Origin of the sequence: Streptomyces sp. KPB2 (assembly GCF_003950055.1) — a bacterium.
Classification (GTDB): domain Bacteria; phylum Actinomycetota; class Actinomycetes; order Streptomycetales; family Streptomycetaceae; genus Streptomyces; species Streptomyces salinarius.
The window spans coordinates 1,281,391-1,303,756 of record NZ_CP034353.1 but is presented as its reverse complement, the minus strand read 5'-3'; the positions used below and the strand labels follow the sequence as shown (position 1 = coordinate 1,303,756).

Below are 22,366 nucleotides of genomic sequence, written 5' to 3'. Positions count from 1 at the left end.
CGGGGCCCTGGACGTCCGGGTCAGGGCTTGCGGGCCACCCCCGCGTACACCGGCACGATGCCCTCGGTCTGGGCCGCCACGTCCTCCGGGTCCGGCCGCCAGCCGGTGACCGGGATGATGCCGGGGCCCAGCAGCTCCAGGCCGTCGAAGAAGCGCGCGAAGTCGGGGAGGGAGCGCGGGTGGAACGGCGTGCCGCCCCGGGCGAACAGCTCCGCGGCCTTGCCCACCGCCTCCGGGTTCAGGTCGGGCGTGACCTGGGAGAGGACCAGGAAGCTGCCCGGTGCGAGCATGTCGGTGTACCTCTTGAGCAGGCCGTACACGTCGTCGCCGTCGGCCGCGTCGCCGAGGTAGTGGGTCAGGGCCACCAGGGACAGGGCGAGGGGCCGGTCGAAGTCCAGGGACTCGCCCGCCAGCCGCAGGATCGTCTCCGGGTCCCGGACGTCCGCGTGGACGTAGTCGGTGGCGCCCTGCGCCGAGCCGTGCAGCAGCGCCTCGGCGTGCCGGAGGACGATCGGGTCGTTGTCGGCGTAGACGATCCGTGCCTCCGGGGCCACCGCCTGGGCCACCTGGTGCAGGTTCGGCTCGGTGGGGATGCCGGTGCCTATGTCCAGGAACTGGCGGATCCCGGCCTCGGCGAGGGTACGCACCGCCCGGTGCATGAACCGGCGGTTCGCGCGCGCCCCGCGCACCGCCGTGCTGTCCGCCGCGAGGATCTTCCGCGCCAGTTCCTCGTCCACCGGGTAGTTGTCCTTGCCGCCCAGCCACCAGTCGTAGACCCGGGCCGGGTGCGGCCGGCTGGTGTCGAGGGGCGCGGGCACGGGCTCGGATCCGGTCATGCGGTGTCGTCTCCTCGGGGCTGCGTTCGCTGCGTGCGGGTCGTCGCCGGTCAGAAGTTCTCGCGGTAGGCGCGCAGGATCTTCTCGGTGCGCTGGGTCGAGGCGGCGCGCGCCGTCATGTGGTCCAGGACCTCCAGGTGCGCCGAGACCTCGGCGCGCGAGTCCAGGTACAGGGCGCCCGTCAGGTACTCGGTGAAGACCATGTCGGGCAGCTCCGGCTCCGCGAACCGGAACAGCGTGAAGGGGGCGTACGTGCCGGGGTGCGGCCCGTCCTCGAACTCGGCTACCTGGAGCGTCACGCGGTCCCGGGTGGCGAACTCCAGCAGCTTGTCGAGCTGCTCGCGCATCACCCGGCCGTGGATGCTCACCGGGCGCCTCAGCACCGTCTCGTCCATCACCACCCACAGGTGGGGCGGGTCCGGGCGCTCGAGGAGGCGCTGCCGCTCCATGCGCAGGGACACGTGCCGCTCCACCGCGTCCCCGCCCGCGTTGCCGATCGTCCCGGCCTCCAGGACCGAGCGCGCGTAGTCCTCGGTCTGCAGCAGGCCCGGGACGAAGTGCGGCTCGTACGAACGGACGATCCGTGCGGCACCCTCCAGGCTCACGTACAGGCTGAACCAGTCCGGCAGCACGTCGTGGTAACGCTGCCACCAGCCCGGCTGGTTCGCCTCCTCGGCGAGCGCGACGAACGCCGCGACCTCGTCGGCGCCGACTCCGTACGCCGTCAGCAGTATCTGGACGTACGGTATTTTCAGCGCGACCTCGGCCATTTCCATGCGCCGCACCGTCGCCGGGGCCACGCGGAGCACCTTGGCGGCCTCCTCGCGCTTGAGGCCCGCCGTCTCCCGCAGTTCCTGCAGCCGTCTGCCGAGGACCACCTGGCCCACGGTGGGTGCGGCCCGCCGCTCGCTCACGCCACGCCTCCCCAACGCGCCCAAGTCTCATCGCAGTCTGTCATGTTCCTCTGTCAGTCTCACAGGGGTGTTCGTGGATCTTTCCCGGACCGGGCGGACCGGCCGGCCGGTACCGGGGGCATTACCCGGCGGGTAATCGACCCCGCCCGCCCGGGGCGGGATCGTGGAGCCACCGGGTTCCGGTCCGGCGCACTCCGGTCCGGGGCCCGGCCCGCTCCCCAGCATGTCCGACCCGACGGAGGCCGACTCGTCATGTCCACACACCAGCTTGCCGCACTCGCCCGTACGGCCGAGCCGCGGCTGATGCTCCGCCGCTTCCTCGCCCTCGACGCGGCGGTGACCGGCGCCAACGCGCTCGCCTACCTCGCGCTCTCCGGCCCGCTCGGCCGCTGGTTCGGCGCCGACTCCGGGCTGCTTCTCGCCCTCGGCGCCTTCTTCGCGGTGTACGCCGGGTGCGTGGGCCTGCTGGCCGCCCGTCTCCGGCCGCCCGCGCTCGCGGTCCGGGCCGTCGTCGAGGCCAACCTGGCCTGGACGGCCGTCAGCCTCGTCGCGCTCGCGCTCTGGCTCACGCCCACCACGGCCGGAGCGGTGTGGACGGTGCTCCAGGCCGTCGTCGTGGCCGGGTTCGCGCTGCTCCAGTACGCGGCCCTGAGACAGGGTCAGGGAAGCAGCGTGTGAAGGTACTTGACCGTCGCCGGGTCGGCCGGGAGCAGCGTCTCGATGGCCAGCTCGGCGACCGTCACGTCCATCGGGGTGTTGAAGGTGGAGATGGACGAGATGAACGACAGGACGTGTCCCCGGTGCTCGATCTGCATCGGCAGCGCGAAGTACGGCACCGGTTCCTCCGGCTCGCCGCCCGGCGCGGTCTCCGGCACCGGGTACGCCGCCACCTCGTCGTACAGCTCCCGCAGCGGCTGCGAGCGGTGCAGGGCGATCTGCCGTCCCATCTGCTCCAGCAGGTGGCCGCGCCACTCGCGCAGGTTGCGGATGCGCGGCGCCAGTCCCTCCGGGTGCAGCGTCAGCCGGATGGCGTTCAGCGGCGGTGCGAGCAGGTGCTCCGCGACGCCCTCCATCAGCATCGTGATCCCCCGGTTGGCCGCCAGCACCCGGTACGTCCCGTCGACGACCAGCGCCGGATACGGCTCGTAGCCCCGGATCAGCCGTTCCATGCCCTCGCGCAGGGCGCCGAGCGCGGGGTCGTCCAGCGGGGTCTCCGGGTAGCGCGGGGCGTAACCGGCCGCGAGCAGCAGCGCGTTGCGCTCGCGCACGGGGACGTCCAGGTGTTCGGCCAGGCGCAGCACCATCTCCTCGCTCGGCCGGGAGCGGCCGGTCTCGACGAAGCTGATGTGGCGGGCGGAGGAGTCGGCGCGCAGCGCCAGCTCCAGCTGGCTGACCCGGCGCCGCTCCCGCCAGGCCCGCAGCAGGGGGCCCACGCCCCGGTCGGTGGCGGGGGCGGTACCGGACATGAGTGCGGTCATGCCCAGCACGGTAGTCGACGCCGGGCCGCGCCGGAGCGGCCGCGCTGTGGCACGCTGGAGCCGATCCGCCCGTCGAGCAGCACCAGCGAAGGAGCGCAGCACATGCCCGTCGAACCGCTGTCGTCGCAGGAGGTCGAGGAGCGCCTGGCCGGGCTGCCCGGCTGGTCGCTCGACGCCGGCCGCCTCACCCGTTCCTACCGGCTCGGCTCCCACTTCGCGGCGACCGCGATGGTCGTCCACGTCGCGCAGGTGCAGGAGGAGCTGGACCACCACTCCGACCTGACCCTCGGCTACAACACAGTCGCCCTCGCCGTGCGCACCCACAGTGCCGGTGGCGCCATCACCGAGAAGGACATCGAGCTCGCCCGCAGGGTGGAGGACCTGGCCGCCGGTCACGGGGCACACTGACGGTGTGCTCGACTACGACAAGGAAGCGGAGCGGTACGACGAGTCCCGCGGCGGCGAGCCCCGGGCCGCGGCGGCCGCGCGGGCCGTACTGAGCCTGGTGCCGCGGCAGGCCCGCCGTCTGCTCGACGTGGGCTGCGGCACCGGCATCGTCACCCGGCGGATCGCGGCCGGACACGACGGCCTCCGAGTGTCCGGCGTCGACCTCGTCCCTGCCATGGTCCGCCGTGCCGACGCCCGGCTGCCCGGGGCCGTCGCGCTGGCCGACAGCCGCCGACTGCCGTTCGCGGGCGGGGAGTTCGACGCCGTCACCAGCGTCTGGCTGCTGCACCTCGCGGGCGGCGCCCTCAACGCGCGGGCGATCGTCGGGGAGTGCGCCCGCGTGCTGCGGCCCGGCGGTGTGTACGTGACCACGGTGGACAAGGGCGCCTCGCACAACGTGGGCAGCGACATCGACGCCGTGCTCGCCGCCCGCCCGCCCAGCACCGCGCACGACGCCGCCCACCTGGTCGAGGAGTACGCCCGCGAGTACGGCCTGATCCCCGTGGGCAGGGCCCGCTTCACCGGCCACGGCCAGGGCCGCAGCCCTCGCCGGACGGTGGCGGACCTGCGGCGCGGCTGGTTCGTCACGCTGCCGCCGGGCGAGCCGCTCGCGGAGGAGTTCGCCGCGCGGCTGGCCGCCCTGCCGGACCAGGACCGGCCCCGGCCCGACCCGGTCTTCACACTCGCGGCGTTCCGAAAGCCGTAGGCGAGGGCGGCAACCCGGCGGCCCCGGGCGGCGACTGGGAGACGGAATCCATCCGCCCTCCAGGAGGTTCGTCCCGTGAGGCACCCCCACACCCGCCCCCACGCCCCCCACCCGCACCGCAGACCCCGTCTCGCCCTGGCCGCGGCCCTCACCGCCGCCGGGCTCCTCGGCGCCGGCCTGACCACCCTGGCCCCCGACACCGCCGAGGCGGCCACCGCGCGCCAGGTGGAGGCCCTGGACCGGGGCGTCGTCAGCGTCCACACCGGCGACGGCAACCTGGTCAGCTGGCGCTGGCTGGGCACCGACCCGGACAACGTCGCGTTCAACGTCTACCGGGCCGGCACGAAGGTCAACTCCAGTCCCGTCACCGGCTCCACCACCTACTTCCACTCCGGCGCCCCTTCCCACGCCGACTACACCGTCCGCGCGGTCGTGAACGGCACCGAGCAGGGCGACTCCGTCCACGCCATCCAGTTCCGCGCCGGCTACAAGGACGTACCGATCAGCCCGCCCTCCGGCGGCACCACCCCCGACGGCGTCTCCTACACCTACGAGGCCAACGACGCCTCCGTCGGCGACCTCGACGGCGACGGCGCCCTCGACATCGTCCTCAAGTGGCAGCCGACCAACGCCAAGGACAACTCCCAGTCCGGCTACACCGGCAACACGATCGTCGACGGCATAAGCCTCGACGGCACCCGCCTGTGGCGCGTCGACCTGGGCCGCAACATCCGCTCCGGCGCCCACTACACCCAGTTCCAGGTGTACGACTACGACGGCGACGGCCAGGCAGAGGTCGCCATGAAGACAGCGGACGGCACCAGGGACGGCACCGGCGCGGTCATCGGCAGCTCGTCCGCCGACCACCGCAACTCCGGCGGCTACGTCCTGTCGGGCCCCGAATACCTCACCATGTTCAACGGCCGGACCGGCGGGGCCATGGGCACCGTCGACTACGTCCCCGCCCGCGGCTCGGTCTCCTCCTGGGGCGACTCCTACGGCAACCGCGTCGACCGCTTCCTGGCCGGCACGGCGTACCTGGACGGCTCCCGCCCCTCCGTGATCATGGCGCGCGGCTATTACACGCGCACGGTGATCGCGGCCTGGGACTGGCGCGACGGCCGGTTCACCCGCCGCTGGACCTTCGACACCAACTCCTCCACCAACAGCGGCAAGGGCTACGACGGCCAGGGCAACCACCAGCTCTCCGTCGCGGACGTCGACGGCGACGGCAGGGACGAGATCGTCTACGGCGCGATGGCCGTCGACGACAACGGCTACGCCCTGTGGACCACGAGGAACGGCCACGGCGACGCCATGCACGTCGGCGACCTCGACCCGTCCCGGGCGGGGCTGGAGGAGTTCAAGGTCGACGAGGACGGCTCGAAGCCCTCCTCCTGGATGGCCGACGCCCGCACGGGCCAGATCCTCTGGTCCACCGGCGCGAGCGGCGACAACGGGCGCGGTGTCTCCGGCGACATCTGGGCGGGCAGCGCGGGCGCCGAGTCCTGGTCGTCCGCCGAGAGCGGCATCCGCAACCCCAAGGGCACGGTGGTGAACGGCCGCAAGCCCTCCAGCACCAACTTCCTGTCCTGGTGGGACGGCGACACCGTCCGCGAACTCCTCGACGGCACCCGCATCGACAAGTACGGCACGTCCGGCGACACCCGCCTGCTCACCGGCTCCGGCGTCGCGTCGAACAACGGCACCAAGGCCACCCCGGTCCTCGCCGGAGACATCCTCGGCGACTGGCGCGAGGAGGTCGTCTGGCGCACGTCGAACAACACGGCGCTGCGCATCTACTCCACCCCCTACGACACGGACACCCGCATCACGACCCTCCTCCACGACACCCAATACCGCACCGCCCTGGCCTGGCAGAACACGGCCTACAACCAGCCCCCGCACCCGAGCTTCTTCATCGGCGCCGGCATGCCGACGGCTCCGCGCCCGTCGGTCTTCACGCCCTGACCCTCACGCGGCCTCGTCCACCGGCGGGGGCTTCCCGCCGGTGACCACCGTCCTGACCCACCTCTGCGTCAGCCGCGTCCGGGAGGCGAGCACCTCCACCGGTACGCCCCGCCGGTACGCGGCCCGCAGAGCGGCGTCCCGGCAGTGCTGGAGCCGCCTCTTCGCGGCCTTGCCCGTGACCGTCCGGTCCAGCAGCACCGCCAGCCCGAGCAGCAGCCGCCCTGCCGGACCCTCCCACCTTCGCGCCATACGACGCCCCCTGTCCTCGCCGACCACTCCCACTGACACAACGGTCGAAGAAGCGCAGCAGGGCCACAAGGGCGCGAAACGGGCGCACTGGTCACGGCGCCGGGAGGGCGCGCCACCGGACGCGCCCTCCCGGACGTTCATGTCCGTCCGCAGACCCGGTCGCCCAGCGCGAACGAGGACGGTTCCGCGTTGGTTCCCGACCAGCTCCCCGTGAATCCGAAGCTCACCGAGGCGCCGGGCGCCACGCCGGCGTTCCAGGCGACGTTCTTCGCCGTCACCGTCGTGCCGGTCCGGGTGTGTTCGGCGTTCCACATCTGGGTCACCCTCTGGTCGCCGGGGAACGTCCAGTCGAGGGACCAGCCGTTCCAGGCCGACGTGCCGGTGTTGGTGAGCCGGACGTCCGCCTGGAAGCCGCCCGACCACTGGTTGGTGACCGTGTACTCCACCTCGCAGGCTCCGGTGGGCGTCGGGTCGGGGCCCGGCCCCGGATCGGTGCCGCCGTCTCCTCCTGCCGTGTCGCCGTAGACGACACCCCGGCCGTTGGTCGCCACGTACACCCGGCCGTAGACCCGCGGGTCGCCGGTGATGGCGGCGCCGGTCCAGCCCCACTGGTGGGCGTCGTCGTTGACGCGGGTCCAGGTCGCGCCCTCGTCCGTGGAGCGGAAGATGCCGCGCACGCCGCCGATCTCCGCGCTGGTGAACAGGGTCTGGTAGGAGGCGTCCGGGGCCGCCTTGCCGAAGCCGACGGTGTCCGCCGCGTCGACACCGGGCAGCTTGGCGAAGGTCTCGCCGCCGTCCGTCGAGTGCCACAGACCGTACGGACCGTCCGCCGCACCGCCGGCCAGCCAGACGTCGCCCTCCCCGCCCGGCAGCGCCTTGAAGCGGACGCTGTCGCCGGCGGGCAGACCGGTCGCCGTCGAGGCGGTGAAGGTCGCGCCGCCGTCCGTACTGACGTAGAACTTCCCGGACTTGAAGCCGTAGAAGGTCTCGGGGTCCACCCGGTCGGACTCGACGATCGCGCCCGCCGGGATGCCGGCCGACGCCTGCCACGCGGTGCCGAAGCCCGTCGTGTACTGGACCCCCGTGCCCTCCGGACTCCACACGAAGCGGCTGCCGTCCGCGCCCGCCGCGACCGTGCCGCCGCCGCTGACACCCGACGGGTCGGTGCCCCCGAACCAGTTGGCGCCGTTGTCCGTGGAGAACGCGATGTGGGGCCCCGCGTCGAGGTTGCCCGACCGGACGACGACGTCCGGGTTCTCCTCCGCGAAGTCGATGCTCGTCGTGGTGGTGAAGTTCGGCGAGGTGTACATCATCGACGGGACCTCGGTCAGGCTGGTGTGCCGGAAGCCGCCGACGTCACCCAGCGCGCTGAGGAGCGGCGCACCGGACGGCGGCGAGACCAGGTCGTTGACCGCGGTCTCCTCCAGGCCGCGCACCATCGGTTCGATGGCGAACTTGCTGCCGGAGTCCCAGTTCGTGAGGTTCTCCGTGCCGTAGATCGTCGCTCCCGTGCCGTACATCATCCGGTCCGAGTCGAACGGGTCGATCTCCAGCGCCTCCGTCATCCAGCCCAGCTTCGGCGTCTGCTCGGGCGGCGCCGGGTTCGCACCCCAGGTGAGCCACGGGGACGAGGACACGTCCATCGTGTAGCGGTTCTCGCGGTCCGGGTACGAGGTGTAGCTCCAGGCCTGCGTCCACGTGCCGCCGCTGTCCGTCGAGCGGAAGATCTGCGTGTCCGGCCACCAGGAGCTGTACGCCGTCGCCATCACCGTGCCCGGGTGCTGCCGGTCGAGGGTCAGGCCGCTGAAGCCGAAGTAGGTGTCCGCCTCCGCGACCGGGCTGATGTCCGTCCAGGTGCCGGTCGCCGTCGCGTACCGGTACAGCCGGCCCTTGCCACCGTCGTACGGACCGCCCGTGTCGCTGTACGCGAGGTACAGGTAGCCGTTCTCCGCGTCCAGCACGCCCTTGTGCGCCAGGTGGCCCGTGGGCTGACCGGCGAGCCGCTCCCACGTCGCGCCCGCGTCGGTCGAGCGGTAGACCGCGTTCTCCTTGTCGGCCACCCCGACGTACACCGTCTTGGTGGCCGTACCCGCGCTGCCCGTCGACTCGTCGAAGGTGACCCAGGTGATGCCCTGGTTGTCGGAGGCGTAGCCGGACGTGTCGCCCGGGTCCTGCGCGTAGTTCCCGGGGTTCGGGAACGCCGTCACCTCGGACCAGGTGACGCCCGCGTCGGTGGACCGCCACAGGCCGTGGCCGCTGGGGGCGCCCAGGTACAGCACGTCGTTGTCGTGCGGGTCGACGGCCAGGCGCTCGCCCATCCCGCGGCCGGGCATGTTGCCGCCCAGCTTGAACGGCAGGTCCGTCTTCTGCCAGGTCGCGCCCCGGTCCCCGGAGCGCAGCACCGCGCCGTTCGTCGGGTCCCAGTCGTTGGTGTACGTGCCGACCGCCGCGTACACCCGGTCCGGGTCCACGGAGTCGGAGGCGACACTGACCACGCCCGTGTGACCCCAGTCGTCCCAGCCGACGTGGTCGAGCAGCGGCGTCCAGGTGTGGGAGGACTCCTGCCAGCGGTAGGCGCCGCCGATGTCGGTGCGGGCGTAGGCCAGGTCCTTCTCGGCCCGGTTGAAGACGATGCCGGGGACGAAGCCGCCGCCGTCGATGCGGGCGTTCTGCCAGGTGTAGCTGTCGGCGGCGCTGGCCGCCCGCGGCGCCGGCTCGGCGGCCAGTGCCGTGGGCGGGCTGCCCGCCAGCAGACCGGCCGCGAGGGCCAGCAGCACGGTGAGTGTCCGGGTTCTTCGCACGGTGGGGAACCGTCCTTCCGTCAGGAACAGAACACATGCGAGGACCGGGCGGCCCCGGCGTGGTCGGGGCCGCCCGGTCAGGTGGTCTCGTCGTCCGGTGACAAGACCGTGCACACGGAGCCGTCAAGCGCTACCGGGAAAGCGACGGTGCCCACAGCGCCCCGTCAGGGGCGCGGGGAACTGCGCGACCAGCCACACACGGCCCGCAGCCGAAATCGAACCGCCCAACCCGCGGAGCGCTTCGCGGGGGCTATTCCAGTAGCTCCGCGTACGAACCCATGGCGAGGGCTATGTCCGCCTGGGCCCAGAACCGGTGGTACGTGAACGTGGGCGCGGCACCGCCCTGGAGGTAGCTCTCGATCTTCGACCAGGCAGGGTCGTCCTGGTAGAAGGAGCGGATCGAGGCGAAGGTCGACGAGGCGTCGATCGTGTCGCCGTTCGGCATGGTGCCGCTCCAGCCGCTCGGGACGTAGACGCCGTCGTCGAAGCGGTTGTAGTCGGCGCGGGTCTCCGGGACGGCGATGCCGAGCGCGTCCTGGTTGTTCTCCCACATGCCGTCGAGCAGCGCCTTGGCGGTCGAGGCCGCCTCGGTGTCGCCCGAGCGGTCGGCGTAGTACGTCAGGGTCTTGGCGTACGCCGCCGCCACACCGACGTCGTTGGTGTAGTCCGCGACCGTGACGTGCAGGTCGCCGTTGTCACCCGGGGACGCGGCGTTCCAGGTGTCGGGCTGCCCCGACCACTCCAGCGTCGACGGGATCCGGAAGGTGCCGTCCGGGTTGACCGTCGTCTCCGACAGCGCCCAGTCGACCCACTTGTCCAGGACCGCCTTGGCGTCGGCGTCGCCGCTCTGCTGGTAGTACTCGGCGACCCGCTCCATGGACCACGCCTGGAAGCCGAACCACTGGTTGGACGGCGGGTCGTGGTACACCGGCGCCTCGTCGTAGTACATGCCGTAGAACGTCGGCGTCCCGGCCGGCGGGGTCGCGTAGCGGCCCTTCCAGCTGTTGGTCGCGCCGCCCGCGATGGCACCCTCGTCGGACTGCAGCCAGCGGTAGAACTCCAGCTGCCGGTCGAGGGACTTGGCCCAGTCGGCCACGCCGGTCGCCGACTTCGGCTTCAGGTCGGCGTCGGTGCTCAGCGCGTAGGCCGCCAGCGGGTTCTGGTAGCCGCCGTGGGTGTGGCTGGAGCCGATGCGCCAGGCCCAGCCGGCCGAGGTGTCCACCGCGCCGCCCCAGGCGTAGTACCAGGACAGCAGGTAGTGCGAGGAGTCCTTGCCGGAGCCGGCCGGGCAGCTCGTCGGCCCCACGCAGTTGCCGATCTTCTTGAAGTACTTGTCGTACATGGCGTAGCGCAGGTAGTCGCCCATCTTCGCGGCCTTGTCGAGGGTCGCGGAGATCTCGTCGCTCCGGCCCTGCTCACCGGCCCAGATGTCCGCCCAGTACGCGGCCTGCACGGCGCGCGCGTCGGCGTCCGGGGCGTTGGTGAACTTCCACTGCTTCGCGTAGGAGGAGTCACCGGTGAACAGGTCCAGGTAGCCGTTCTTCCCGCCGTACTTGAAGGCGTCGCAGGTCGGCTGCGGCACCGTCTCCCACACCGACTCCTGCACCCCGCGCTGGAAGGTGTTGATGTAGGACGGGCCGGTGTCGGAGGGCCCCGCCTCGCACTTGCCGGGCGAGTTGCCGTAGCCGTAGGTGTTGTCGACGTCCTGGAGCCAGTGCATGCCGTAGACGTCGTCCGTGCCGTACGCCGACTTCAGCTCACCGGCGATCGGGTCCGAACCCACCGACACGGTGCCGTCCAGCGGCGCCGGGTACTCGTTCGGTGTGTCCAGCTCGGGCGCGTAGGTCGCCGGCTTCGAGGCGTTGTAGGACGAGTTGGTCGGCTGGTCGGCGTGGGTGGGGATCATGTACGTCTCCATGATCTCCCAGGCGTTGTTGAACTTCTCCCAGTCGCCGGTCACCTTGCCGTACATGGCCTGGAGCCACAGCAGATAGCTGTACGCCTCGGACGTGGTCTCGTGCCCGTGGTCCGGGGCCTCGACGATCAGCGTCTCGACCGAGTGGTACGGGATGCCCTCCGGCGAGAAGTAGCCGTTCGCCGGGTCGGTGATCTTGCCGTACAGCTCCAGGAAGCGGGCGTCGTAGTCCTTCGCCGCCGCCAGCTGGGTCACGGTGACCGCGGCCTTGCCGTGGCCGGGGGCCGTCGACTCGAAGACCGCCGAGCCGCTGCCGGAGGCGTCCGCCGAGACGGTCACCTCCTGGGCGGTGTCCCAGTTCGACGGGGTGAAGGTGAGGCTCGCGCCGCCGGTGAGCGTCAGGCCCGTGTTGCCGCTCGCGCGGGAGGTCGTGACGGTCACGTTCGCGGTCGGCTGCTCCGACAGCTTGACCTCGTACGATCCAGACTCGCCCTGCTGGACGCCCAGTTGGCTCGGCGAGGCGACCACGGTCGGTCCCGAGGCGACCGTGATGCCGACCGGTGTCGAGTCCGCGGAGGCGCCCATGCTGTCGTAGGCCTTCGCCACCAGGGAATGACTGCCCACGGTCAAGCCGGAGGCCGAGTACGTGTAGGGCGAAGTCGTGTCGGTGCCCAGCAGGGTGGTGTCGTCGTAGAACTCCACCTTGCTGATCGTGGCGCCGTCGGCCGCGGCCGACGTGGCGCCCAGCGGGACCGCCTCGCCCTGCGAGTACACCGCGCCCGCCTCCGGGCTGGTCAGCACCGTGATCGGCGGCTGGTGGGCGCCCACGCAGGAGGTGCCGTTGACCGCGAAGTCCGTCGGCGCGGCGTTGCTGCCGCTGTACGTGAACTGTCCGCCGGTGGAGACGGCGGCCCCGGCGGCGATCCGCGCGTTGTACGACGCGTTCTTCACGGTGACGTTCCGCCCGGACTGGGACCAGGTGCCGTTCCAGCCGTTGGTGAGCTTCTGGTCGCCCGCGTACGAGTACGTCAGGGTCCAGCCGTCGATGGCGTCGGAGCCCCGGTTGGTCAGCGTCAGCTCGGCGGTGAAGCCGGAGCCCCAGTCGTTGGTCTCGTAGTCCACGCTGCACTGGAGCGCGGCAGCCTGGGCGGGAGTCGAGCCCGTGCCCAGCATGGTGAGGGGGAGTGCGAGGGCCGCCAGCGCGGCGGTCCACCAGCGCCGCGCGGTGCGGCGTCTGTGTCTGTGTCCGGGATGCATGGTGCTGGTTCCTCCTTGCGGCTCGGGGAGGGGTGGGGGAGGAGCAACAAGCCTTGAACCAGTGGGAGCGCTCCCATAGTGGGGAGGGCGCCCGGTGCGGTCAAGATGTGTGAACAGTCGAAAAGATTCGACGGGGTCCGCCGGCAGAAAGTCGGTAACTCCTCTGTTCTTTGCCGTCACTTGGCGCTACCTTCGCTGCACCAGTGGGAGCGGTTCCACCAGTCGACGCGTCCGTCACGGCGCGTCCGAACTGCAAGGAGTCGCTCATGCGCCACCCCCCGCTCCACCCTCCGCGTTCAGGACTTTTAGCCGCTGCCGCAGTCGTGGCCGCCATGTGTCCGACGCTTCGCCGGCCCGTGTGCCGGATCGCTCACCCCCCGGGCTGTTCCACCGTGCCCGCGGGCCGTTCCTGACGACCGATCACGACGGCACCCCCAGGCCGATCGGCAGCGGGCCGCGCCGAGCAGCGCGCGGCCCCGGACGACAGCAGCACCCCCACGAAAGAAGGAACCCGCACTCATGACCCGTACCAGAACCGCGATGCTCGCCGCCCTGACACTGGTCGCCGGCGCCTCCGGCACGGCACTGGCCGCCCAGTCCGCGAGCGCCGGAGCAGCGGCCGCCGCCTGCACCGTCGACTACCAGGTGCAGAACGACTGGGGAAGCGGATTCACCGCTGCCGTGACCGTCACCAACAACGGTGCCGCCACGTCCAGTTGGTCGCTGGGATGGACGTACGCCGGCAGCCAGAAGGTGACCAACAGCTGGAACGCGAAGGTCAGCCAGAGCGGCGCCGCCGTCACCGCGACCAACGAGTCCTACAACGGCACGCTCTCCACGGGCGGCTCGGCGAGCTTCGGCTTCCAGGGCACCTACAGCGGCAGCAACGCGATCCCGGCCACCTTCACCCTCAACGGCGTGACCTGCAACGTCGACGGCGGGACCGACCCCACGGACCCGACCGACCCGCCGACCGATCCGACCGACCCGCCCACCGACCCGTCCGGCCGGGTGGACAACCCCTACGAGGGTGCCGAGGTCTACGTGAACCCCGAGTGGTCGGCGAACGCCGCCGCCGAGCCCGGTGGCGACCGGATCGCCGACGAGCCGACGGGCGTGTGGCTCGACCGGATCGCCGCCATCGAGGGCGCCAACGGCGGCATGGGCCTGCGCGACCACCTGGACGCCGCGCTGGAGCAGAAGGGCTCCGGCGAGATGGTCGTCCAGCTCGTCATCTACAACCTGCCGGGACGCGACTGCTCCGCCCTCGCCTCCAACGGCGAGCTGGGCCCGACCGAGATCGACCGGTACAAGACCGAGTACATCGACCCGATCGCCGAGATCCTCGGCGACTCGAAGTACGCGGACCTCCGGATCGTCACCACGGTCGAGATCGACTCGCTGCCCAACCTGATCACCAACGTCTCCGGGCGGGACACCGCCACGGAGAACTGCGACGTGATGAAGGCCAACGGCAACTACCAGAAGGGCGTCGGCTACGCCCTGAACAAGCTCGGCGACATCGGCAACGTCTACAACTACATCGACGCCGGCCACCACGGCTGGCTCGGCTGGGACAGCAACTTCGGCCCCTCCGCCGAGATCTTCAAGACCGCCGCCACCACCGAGGGGGCGACCCTCGACGACGTGCACGGCTTCATCGTCAACACCGCCAACTACAGCGCCCTGAAGGAGGAGAACTTCAAGATCACGGACTCGGTGAACGGGACCTCCGTGCGCCAGTCCGACTGGGTCGACTGGAACCAGTACACCGACGAACTGTCCTACGCCCAGGCCATGCGCGACAAGCTGGTCTCGCTCGGCTTCGACCAGAACCTCGGCATGCTGATCGACACCTCCCGCAACGGCTGGGGCGGCGCCGACCGGCCCACCGGACCGGGCGCGACGACCGACGTGAACACCTACGTGGACGGCGGCCGCTACGACCGCCGCATCCACCTCGGCAACTGGTGCAACCAGTCCGGGGCGGGCCTCGGCGAACGGCCGCAGGCCAACCCCGAGCCGGGCATCGACGCCTACGTGTGGATGAAGCCGCCGGGTGAGTCGGACGGCGCGAGCAAGGAGATCCCGAACGACGAGGGCAAGGGATTCGACCGGATGTGCGACCCGACGTACACCGGCAACGCCCGCAACGGAAACAGCATGTCCGGTGCCCTCCCGGACGCCCCGCTCTCCGGGAAGTGGTTCTCCGCGCAGTTCCAGGAGCTCATGAAGAACGCCTACCCGCCCCTGTCGTGAGCGGGTTCCCGCGCACCCCGCGCGGGTGAGCCGTCGGGGCCCGGTCCTTGCGCGCCGGGCCCCGACGGGCCTCCCTCTGTTGCGAAACCGGCAACATCGATTGCCTCCGGGCGGCGAGTCGTCGCACCCTGGCGGCACCGCGAACGGGAGGCTGACCAGCATGGCGCACGACCACCACCAGGACACGCACGGCTCCGCCCACGAGCAGGGCCACGGACACGCGCACGACCACGGCGACATCGACTGGGCCGAGATGGCCCCGCATCTCGAGGCGCAGGCCGAGCTGTACACGCCGCTGTACCGGCAGGCCCTGGCCTGGCTCGCCCGGGAGGTGACCGATCCGGGTCTGGTCGTCGACGTCGGTAGCGGACCCGGCGTCGTCTCCTGCCTGTTCGCCGACACCTTCCCGGGCGCCCGTGTCGTCGCCGCCGACGGCGCCGCACCGCTGCTCGAACGGGCCCGCGCCCGCGCCGGGCGGCTGGGTTTCGCCGACCGCTTCGGCACCCTCGCCGGCGATCTGCCCGGCGCCCTGGCCGAACTGGACTACCCGGCCGACCTGATGTGGGCCAGCCAGAGCCTGCACCACCTCCCCGACCAGCGTGCGGCCCTCGCCGCCCTCGGCGGACACCTCGCACCCGGCGGCACGCTGGCGATCCTGGAGGGCGGACTGCCCGCCCGCTTCCTGCCCCGCGACATCGGGATCGGGCGCCCCGGACTCCAGGCCAGGCTCCGCGCCGTGGAGGAGGACGCGTTCGCCGAGATGCGTGCCGACCTGCCGGACTCCGTGGCCGAGGCCGAGGACTGGCCCGCGATGCTCACCGGCGCCGGACTGAAGCACACCGGCACCCGCAGCTTCCTGCTCGACCTGCCCGCGCCCGTCTCCGACGCGGCCCGCGACTACGTCACCACGTCCCTGTCCCGGCTGCGCGAGCGGATCGGCGACCGACTGGACGCCGGCGACCTCGCCACCCTGGACCGGCTGCTCGACCCCGCCGACGAGGCGGGCGTGCACCGCCGCCAGGACCTGTTCGTACTGGTGGCGCACACCGTGTACACGGCGGTGCGACCGGCCTGAGGACAGGTCCGACACGGAGGGCTTGACTTCGAGAGCGCTCCAAGTGATGGACTCCCGGCGTCCGTGGGAAACAGGCGCAGACAAGGGGGAACCATGACCGACACACCGGTCACGCTGATCACCGGTGGCGGCAGCGGCATCGGAGCCGCTGTCGCCCGGCGGCTGCTGGACGCCGGGCAACGGGTGGCCGTCACGGGACGCGGGGAGGCGAGGCTGCGGGCGTTCGCCGAGGAACTCGGCGACCCGGAGAATCTGCTGACGATCCGGGGCAGCGCCGCCGAGCACACCCAGGTGGCCGCCGCCGTCGAGGCCACGCTGAAGGAGTTCGGCCGCCTCGACACGGTCGTCGCCAACGCCGGCTTCGCCACCCACGACTCGGTCGCCGAGGGCGACCCGGCGGGCTGGACGGAGATGGTGCTGACCAACGTGCTGGGCCCGGCCCTGCTCATCAGGGCGTCCATCGACGCGCTCAAGGAGACCCGCGGGCGGATCGTGCTCGTGGGCAGTGTCGCCGGCTTCGTGAACACGCCGGGCAACCTCTACGGCGCCACCAAGTGGGCGGTGACCGGCCTCGCCGAGAACACCCGGCGGGAGGTGACGCAGTGGGGCGTGGGCGTGACCCTGATCGCGCCGGGCCGGGTGGAGACCCCGTTCTGGGACGGCACCGGGGGCCTGCCGCCCGGCGAGCTGCTCACCGCCGAGCAGATCGCCGACTCGGTCGTCTGGGCCATGACCCAGCCCGCCGGGGTCGACGTCAACACCGTGGTCGTACGGCCGGTCGGGCAGCCCAACTGACATGTGGAAGAGGGGTCCGTCCGCCGCGCAGACGGTCGGGCCCCTCTTCCGTGCGGGTACCGCTCAGGAGTTGAAGTGCGCCGGGTCGGGACCGAGCCGGCGGTCCTCGTTCAGCGCGCTGATCGCCGCGAGGTCCTCGGTGTCCAGGGTGAAGCCGAAGACGTCGATGTTCTCCTTGATCCGGGACGGCGTCACGGACTTCGGGATCACCACGTTGCCGAGCTGGAGGTGCCAGCGCAGCACGACCTGGGCCGGGGTGCGCCCGTGCTTCTGGGCGATCGCGACGATCGCGGGGATGTCCAGGATGCCCTTGCCGGAACCGAGCGGGGACCAGGCCTCGGTGGCGATGCCCTGCTCGGCGTGCACCTCGCGCGCGGCGTGCTGCTGGAGGTGGGGGTGCAGCTCGATCTGGTTGACGGCCGGGATCACCGACGTCTCGGCGGTCAGCCGGGCCAGGTGCTCCGGCAGGAAGTTGGACACGCCGACGGCGCGGACCCGGCCGTCGGCGAGCAGCTTCTCGAACGCCTTGTAGGTGTCGACGTACGTGTCCTTGGCCGGGGTGGGCCAGTGGATCAGGTAGAGGTCGAGGTAGTCCAGGCCGAGCTTCGCCAGCGAGGTGTCGAAGGCGCGGAGCGTGGCGTCGTACCCCTGGTCGCTGTTCCAGAGCTTGGTGGTGACGAAGAGGTCCTCGCGAGCCAGACCGGAGGCGGCGATCGCCCGGCCGGTGCCCTCTTCATTGCCGTAGATCGCCGCTGTGTCGATGCTGCGGTACCCGGCCTCCAGCGCCTGGGCGACGGCCGTCTCGGCCTCGTCGTCCGGCACCTGCCAGACGCCGAAGCCCAGCTGGGGCATCTCGACGCCGTTGTTCAGGATGATCGGGGGGACCTTGCTGCTCACGAGCTCTTGATCCTTCGGTTGTGGTCAGGTGGTACTCATATCGTCAACGATCACGAGCCCCGACGCATTCCTGACCGTGGAAGTCACGCTCGGTAAAGTGCCTCGACCTCGGTGCCGTAGGCGTTCTCGATGGCCTTGCGCTTCAGCTTCAGCGAGGGCGTGAGCAGCCCGTGCTCCTCGGTGAACGGCTGGGCGAGGATGCGGAAGGTGCGGATGGACTCGGCCTGGGACACCAGCGTGTTCGCCGCGACGACCGCGCGCCGCACCTCCGTCTCCAGATCGGCGTCGTGCACCAGCTCGGCCGGGGACATCTGGGGCTTGTTGCGCATCGTCAGCCAGTGCTCGACCGCTTCCTGGTCGAGGGTGATGAGGGCGGCGACGTAGGGACGGTCGTTGCCGACGACGATGCACTGGTTGACCAGCGGGTGGTCGCGCACCCGCTCCTCCAGCAGACCGGGCGAGACGCTCTTGCCGCCGGAGGTCACCAGGATCTCCTTCTTGCGGCCGGTGATGGTGAGGTAGCCGTCCTCGTCCAGGGCGCCCAGGTCGCCGGTGGCCAGCCAGCCGTCGTGCAGGGTCTCGTCCGTGGCCTTGGGGTTGTTCAGGTAGCCCTGGAAGACGTTGTCTCCGTTGAGCCAGATCTCGCCGTCGTCCGCGATGTGCACGGTCATGCCCGGTATCGGCTGCCCGACGGTGCCGTAGCGGGTGCGCTCGGGCGGGTTGGCGGTGGCGGCCGCCGTGGACTCGGTCAGGCCGTAGCCCTCGTAGATCTGCACGCCCGCGCCCGCGAAGAACAGCCCGAGCCGCCGGTCCATGGCCGAACCGCCCGACATGGCGTTGCGGATGCGGCCGCCCATCGCGGCCCGGACCTTGGAGTAGACGAGCTTGTCGAAGAACTGGTGCTGCATGCGCAGTCCCGCCGACGGGCCGGGGCCGTAGCCCCAGGCCTTCGCCTCCACCGCCTCCGCGTACTTCACGGCCACGTCGACGGCCTTCTCGAAGGGCCCGGCCTTCCCCTCCTTCTCGGCCTTGCGCCGCGCCGCGTTGAACACCTTCTCGAAGATGTACGGCACGGCGAGGATGAAGGTCGGCCGGAAGGCGGCCAGGTCGGGCAGCAGGGCCGCGGCGTTGAGCTGGGGCTGGTGGCCGAAGCGGACCCGGCCGCGGATCGCCGCGACCTCCACCATCCGCCCGAAGACGTGCGCGAGCGGCAGGAACAGCAGCGTCGCCGCCTCGTCGCCCCGCCTGGAGTGGAACACCGGCTCCCAGCGCTCGATGACGGTGTCCGCCTCGTACATGAAGTTGCCGTGGGTCAGCACGCAGCCCTTGGGCCGGCCGGTGGTGCCCGAGGTGTAGATGACGGTGGCCACCGACTCCGGCGTGACCGCCCTGCGGTGCCGGTGGACCACCTCGTCGTCGAGGTGCGCGCCCGCGTCGTACAGCTCCTGGACGGCGCCGGAGTCCAGCTGCCACAGCCCGCGCAGGTGCGGCAGCCGGTCGATGACCGTGGCGATCGTCATCGCGTGGTCCTCGTGCTCCACGACCGCCGCCGTCACCTCGGCGTCGTACAGCATCCACATGCACTGCTCGGCCGAGGAGGTCGGGTAGACGGGCACCACCTGCGCGCCGATCGTCCACAGGGCGAAGTCGAAGAGGGTCCACTCGTAGCGGGTGCGGGACATGATGGCGACCCGGTCGCCGAAGCGGATGCCCTGGGCGAGGAGCCCCTTGGCGAGGGCCAGTACCTCGTCGCGGAAGGCGCCGGCGGTGACGTCCCGCCACTGCCCGCCCTCGTCCTTGCGGCCGAGCGCGATGTGCCGGGGGTCCTCCTGGGCATGCTCGAAGACGACGTCGGCCAGACCGCCCACCGGTGGTGCCAACGTCGACGGAGGACTGGTGAACTCGCGCAAACCCCGCTCCCCGCTTTTCGATCCCCGCTTCGATGACACCCCCGCACAGCGCGGTGAAAGCTACCCCACCCGGCGCGGGGACGGGAGGGGCGCCAAAATCGAACAGGGCTCATGTTCGCGCTGGTCAACAGGAGGAAATGCGCTCACATGGGGAAGGGTCGGACAGATTCCCGACGGTTGGGCAAGTTTCGGTGGCGTAATCTCCACCGAATCTGTACGACCCGCTTACCGCCGGTACGGGGCCGCCGGAACGGCTTCCTCCTCTTTCAGCGCGGGCGCCGCGGAATCCGTCACACCGGCACCCCGGCCGCCGCGATCGGCCCTCACCAGGACGAGCACCAGCACCCCGGCGACCGCCGCGACCGCGCCCGCGGCCACCGCCGCCGCGTTCAGTCCCGAGGCGAACGCGGCCCGGAGCACGTGCTCGCCGAACGCGCCCCGCAGGGCTCCCGCCGCACCGCCCGCCAGACCGTGCGCCGCGTCGTGCGGCAGGGTGTCCGCCATCCGCGAGGTCAGCACCGTGCCGAACACGGCGATGCCGAGCGCGTACCCGAGCTGCCGGAACGTGTTGACCGCACCCCCGGCCATGCCGGCCCGCTCCGGCGGGACCGCCGCCAGCGCCGCACCCGCGATGCCGGGCGACACCAGCCCCGTCCCGACGCCCACCAGGAGCAGCCCCGGCACCAGGGCGGACGCCGTGGAGCCCGCGTCCAGGAACGCCATGCAGAACTGCCCCGCCGCGATCAGCAGCAGCCCGCCCCCGATGGTCAGCCGGGCCGGCACCCCGTGCAGCAGCCGGCCGCCCACCGCGGCCACCAGGAACGACGCCAGCGACAGCCACACGAACACGAGGCCGCCCCGCACCGGGCTCATCCCGAGCAGCGTCTGCAGCCATATCGAGGTGTACGCCATCACTCCGAACGCCGCCGCGTTGAAGGCCAGCCCGCCCAGCATCACGCCCGAGAAGGCGGGCCGCAGGAACAGCCGCGGGTCGAGCAGCGGATCGGCGACCCGGCGCTCCACGGCGACGAACGCGCCCAGCGCCACCGCCGCGAGCACGAAGGAGGCGAGCGTGCCGCCCTCCGTCCAGCCGTGCGACCCGGCCCGCACCGCCCCGTACGTCAGCGCCCCGGCGAACGCCGCGAAGCCCGCCGTACCCGCCCAGTCCACACGGCGCCCGGCCGCCCCGCGGGACTCCGGCACCACGCGCAGCGTCAGCCAGACCGCCGCCACGCTCACCGGCAGGTTCACCCAGAAGATCCACCGCCAGCCCGGACCGTCGGTGAGCAGTCCGCCCAGCACGGGCCCCACGGCCGCCGCCGCGCCGCTGACCGCGCCCCACACACCGAGCGCCATCGACCGCCGGCGCCCCTGGTAGACCGAGCCGAGCAGCGGCAGCGTGGTCGCGAACATCGCCGCCGCGCCCACGCCCTGCAGCCCGCGCGCGGCGACCAGCATCCCCGGCCCGGTGGCCAGCCCGCACAGCAGCGACGCCACCGCGAACAGCACCACACCCGCCACGTGCACCCGGCGCCGTCCCAGGACGTCGGCCGCGGCCCCCAGCCCCAGCATCAGCGCGGCCAGCGCCAGCGCGTAGCCGTCCATCACCCACTGCAGATCGCTCAGCGAGGCGTGCAGTCCCCTGGCCATGTCCGGCAGCGCGACGACCGCGATCGTCACGTCCAGCAACAGCATGAACGTCCCCAGACACACCGCCGTGAGCGGCCCCCATGTACGCATGATCCGTCTTGTCTCCCGTGTCGTACGTGATTCCGTGCCTCCGTACGATGGGCAGCGCCCGGCCGATCGCACCGGTCCCGGGCGGTGATACGACGGAATCCGACGGGAGCGACCTCGATGCGGATGGAATCCGACACCTTCGACGAACTCGACCTGCGTCTGCTGGACGCCCTGGAGGTGAACGGCCGCGCTTCCTTCAGCCGCATCGGTGCGGTCCTCGGCGTCTCCGACCAGACCGTCGCCCGGCGCTACCGCAGGCTGTGCGCCGAGGGCGGGCTGCGCGTGGTCGCCGTCCGGGACGCGGCGGCGCTCGGCCAGGACCACTGGACGCTGCGGCTGCGCTGCGTCCCCGACAGCGCCCTGGCCATCGCCGACGCCCTCGCCAAGCGGTCCGACACCAACTGGATCGGGCTGGCGGCCGGCGGCACCGAGGTCATCTTCGGCACCCGGCCGCGCAGCCCCGGCGACCGGGACGACCTGCTCCTCGGCAAGCTGCCGCGCACCCCGCGCGTCCTGGAGATCCACGCCCACCAGATCCTGCACCGCTTCTACGGCGGACCCAGCGGCTGGCTCCGCAAGTTCCGGGTGCTCAGCGACGACCAGGTCGCGGCGCTGCGGCCCGACCACGGTCCGGCCGCACCCGGACCGGCCCGCATCGACCCCGAGGACGAGCCGCTGCTCGCCGTGCTGGAGCGCGACGGGCGGGCCGGCCATCCCGAGCTCCAACACGCCACCGGCCGCTCCGAGTCCGCGGTCAAACGCCGGCTGTCCGCGCTGCTCGCCTCGGGGGCCATGTACATCGACGTGGAGTACCACTCCGAGATCCTGGGCTACCCCACAGCCGCCGTCCTGTGGCTCACCACCGGCCCGGCCGCCCTGCACCGGGTCGGCGAGGCCCTTGCCGCGCACGACGAGATCGCCCACGCCGCCGCCACCGCGGGCCCGTCCAACATCGTCGCCACCGCCGTCGTGCGCAGCACCGCCGACCTCTACGCCTACCTCAGCGGTCCGCTCGGCCGTCTGGAGGGCGTCCAGCACGTGGAGGCGTCGCCGTTCCTGCGCCGGGTGAAGCAGCTCACCTATCCGAGGCCCGCGCGCTGAGGCCGGTGCAAGCGG

17 protein-coding genes are annotated in these 22,366 nt (G+C 71.8%); 8 read left to right on the top strand and 9 right to left on the bottom strand.

Annotated features, from left to right (window positions below):
* Window positions 1-20: 20 nt before the first annotated feature.
* Together D1J63_RS05660 and D1J63_RS05655 are read right to left on the bottom strand one after the other, a co-directional pair.
* Window positions 21-836: an SAM-dependent methyltransferase gene (locus D1J63_RS05660; RefSeq protein ID WP_125627998.1), complete on the bottom strand. Its 816-nt coding sequence runs from the start codon at window positions 834-836 to the stop codon at window positions 21-23.
* A 50-nt stretch (window positions 837-886) separates the two neighbouring features.
* On the bottom strand, window positions 887-1,750 hold the full coding sequence (locus D1J63_RS05655; protein WP_102932279.1) for a helix-turn-helix transcriptional regulator: 864 nt from the start codon (window positions 1,748-1,750) through the stop codon (window positions 887-889).
* A 252-nt stretch (window positions 1,751-2,002) separates the two neighbouring features.
* On the opposite strand from D1J63_RS05655, the gene D1J63_RS05650 reads away from it, so the two are divergent.
* On the top strand, window positions 2,003-2,428 hold the full coding sequence (locus D1J63_RS05650; RefSeq protein ID WP_125627997.1) for a hypothetical protein: 426 nt from the start codon (window positions 2,003-2,005) through the stop codon (window positions 2,426-2,428).
* Here the strand turns inward: D1J63_RS05650 and D1J63_RS05645 are convergent.
* Entirely contained in the window at window positions 2,410-3,228 is an 819-nt protein-coding gene (locus tag D1J63_RS05645; RefSeq protein WP_125627996.1) for a helix-turn-helix transcriptional regulator, read from the bottom strand. The genes D1J63_RS05650 and D1J63_RS05645 overlap by 19 nt on opposite strands.
* Window positions 3,229-3,330: 102 nt before the next feature.
* Here D1J63_RS05645 and D1J63_RS05640 point away from each other — a divergent pair, with 102 nt between their 5' ends.
* The 3 genes from D1J63_RS05640 (at window position 3,331) to D1J63_RS05630 (ending at window position 6,352) form a co-directional block, all read left to right on the top strand.
* Window positions 3,331-3,636, top strand: coding sequence for a 4a-hydroxytetrahydrobiopterin dehydratase (locus D1J63_RS05640; protein ID WP_125627995.1), 306 nt, complete (start codon window positions 3,331-3,333; stop codon window positions 3,634-3,636).
* 4 nt (window positions 3,637-3,640) lie between these two features.
* Window positions 3,641-4,381 carry a class I SAM-dependent methyltransferase gene (locus D1J63_RS05635; protein ID WP_125627994.1) on the top strand — a complete coding sequence of 247 codons (741 nt, stop codon included), beginning with the start codon at window positions 3,641-3,643 and terminating at the stop codon, window positions 4,379-4,381.
* Between the two features lie 75 nt (window positions 4,382-4,456).
* Window positions 4,457-6,352 (top strand): rhamnogalacturonan lyase, encoded by a 1,896-nt coding sequence (locus tag D1J63_RS05630; protein WP_125627993.1) that lies wholly within the window; start codon window positions 4,457-4,459, stop codon window positions 6,350-6,352.
* A gap of 3 nt (window positions 6,353-6,355) precedes the next feature.
* Here D1J63_RS05630 and D1J63_RS05625 read toward each other — a convergent pair whose 3' ends face one another.
* The 3 genes from D1J63_RS05625 to D1J63_RS05615 form a co-directional block, all read right to left on the bottom strand.
* Window positions 6,356-6,601: a hypothetical protein gene (locus D1J63_RS05625; protein WP_102931508.1), complete on the bottom strand. Its 246-nt coding sequence runs from the start codon at window positions 6,599-6,601 to the stop codon at window positions 6,356-6,358.
* Between the two features lie 137 nt (window positions 6,602-6,738).
* Complete coding sequence (locus D1J63_RS05620; RefSeq protein ID WP_125627992.1) at window positions 6,739-9,402, bottom strand: cellulose binding domain-containing protein; 2,664 nt, start codon at window positions 9,400-9,402, stop codon at window positions 6,739-6,741.
* A gap of 250 nt (window positions 9,403-9,652) precedes the next feature.
* Window positions 9,653-12,574, bottom strand: a complete 2,922-nt coding sequence (locus D1J63_RS05615) for a glycoside hydrolase family 48 protein (RefSeq protein ID WP_125627991.1) — start codon at window positions 12,572-12,574, stop codon at window positions 9,653-9,655.
* Window positions 12,575-13,093: 519 nt separating this feature from the next.
* Between D1J63_RS05615 and D1J63_RS05605 the strand changes: the two genes are divergently transcribed.
* The 3 genes from D1J63_RS05605 (at window position 13,094) to D1J63_RS05595 (ending at window position 16,703) form a co-directional block, all read left to right on the top strand.
* Window positions 13,094-14,833 carry a cellulose 1,4-beta-cellobiosidase gene (locus D1J63_RS05605; protein ID WP_125627990.1) on the top strand — a complete coding sequence of 580 codons (1,740 nt, stop codon included), beginning with the start codon at window positions 13,094-13,096 and terminating at the stop codon, window positions 14,831-14,833.
* Window positions 14,834-14,993: 160 nt separating this feature from the next.
* On the top strand, window positions 14,994-15,908 hold the full coding sequence (locus tag D1J63_RS05600) for a class I SAM-dependent methyltransferase (RefSeq protein WP_125627989.1): 915 nt from the start codon (window positions 14,994-14,996) through the stop codon (window positions 15,906-15,908).
* A 93-nt stretch (window positions 15,909-16,001) separates the two neighbouring features.
* Complete coding sequence (locus tag D1J63_RS05595) at window positions 16,002-16,703, top strand: SDR family oxidoreductase (RefSeq protein ID WP_125627988.1); 702 nt, start codon at window positions 16,002-16,004, stop codon at window positions 16,701-16,703.
* A gap of 63 nt (window positions 16,704-16,766) precedes the next feature.
* Here the strand turns inward: D1J63_RS05595 and D1J63_RS05590 are convergent, their stop codons facing one another.
* From D1J63_RS05590 to D1J63_RS05580, 3 genes are all read right to left on the bottom strand, one after another.
* Window positions 16,767-17,600 (bottom strand): aldo/keto reductase, encoded by an 834-nt coding sequence (locus tag D1J63_RS05590; protein ID WP_125627987.1) that lies wholly within the window; start codon window positions 17,598-17,600, stop codon window positions 16,767-16,769.
* 83 nt (window positions 17,601-17,683) lie between these two features.
* On the bottom strand, window positions 17,684-19,510 hold the full coding sequence (locus D1J63_RS05585) for an AMP-dependent synthetase/ligase (RefSeq protein ID WP_125627986.1): 1,827 nt from the start codon (window positions 19,508-19,510) through the stop codon (window positions 17,684-17,686).
* A 225-nt stretch (window positions 19,511-19,735) separates the two neighbouring features.
* Entirely contained in the window at window positions 19,736-21,250 is a 1,515-nt protein-coding gene (locus D1J63_RS05580; protein ID WP_125627985.1) for an MFS transporter, read from the bottom strand.
* Window positions 21,251-21,367: 117 nt separating this feature from the next.
* Between D1J63_RS05580 and D1J63_RS05575 the strand changes: the two genes are divergently transcribed.
* Window positions 21,368-22,351, top strand: coding sequence for an Lrp/AsnC family transcriptional regulator (locus D1J63_RS05575; RefSeq protein ID WP_125627984.1), 984 nt, complete (start codon window positions 21,368-21,370; stop codon window positions 22,349-22,351).
* The last annotated feature ends 15 nt before the right edge of the window (window positions 22,352-22,366 follow it).

Bases quoted from the DNA above. Each gene is read 5' to 3' on its own strand.
- D1J63_RS05625 (WP_102931508.1), bottom strand. From the start codon at position 6,601: ATGGCGCGAAGGTGGGAGGGTCCGGCAGGGCGGCTGCTGCTCGGGCTG.
- D1J63_RS05580 (WP_125627985.1), bottom strand. From the start codon at position 21,250: ATGCGTACATGGGGGCCGCTCACGGCGGTGTGTCTGGGGACGTTCATG.
- D1J63_RS05595 (WP_125627988.1), top strand. From the start codon at position 16,002: ATGACCGACACACCGGTCACGCTGATCACCGGTGGCGGCAGCGGCATC.
- D1J63_RS05615 (WP_125627991.1), bottom strand. From the start codon at position 12,574: ATGCATCCCGGACACAGACACAGACGCCGCACCGCGCGGCGCTGGTGG.
- D1J63_RS05645 (WP_125627996.1), bottom strand. From the start codon at position 3,228: ATGACCGCACTCATGTCCGGTACCGCCCCCGCCACCGACCGGGGCGTG.
- D1J63_RS05600 (WP_125627989.1), top strand. From the start codon at position 14,994: ATGGCGCACGACCACCACCAGGACACGCACGGCTCCGCCCACGAGCAG.
- D1J63_RS05605 (WP_125627990.1), top strand. From the start codon at position 13,094: ATGACCCGTACCAGAACCGCGATGCTCGCCGCCCTGACACTGGTCGCC.
- D1J63_RS05575 (WP_125627984.1), top strand. From the start codon at position 21,368: ATGCGGATGGAATCCGACACCTTCGACGAACTCGACCTGCGTCTGCTG.
- D1J63_RS05650 (WP_125627997.1), top strand. From the start codon at position 2,003: ATGTCCACACACCAGCTTGCCGCACTCGCCCGTACGGCCGAGCCGCGG.
- D1J63_RS05640 (WP_125627995.1), top strand. From the start codon at position 3,331: ATGCCCGTCGAACCGCTGTCGTCGCAGGAGGTCGAGGAGCGCCTGGCC.
- D1J63_RS05660 (WP_125627998.1), bottom strand. From the start codon at position 836: ATGACCGGATCCGAGCCCGTGCCCGCGCCCCTCGACACCAGCCGGCCG.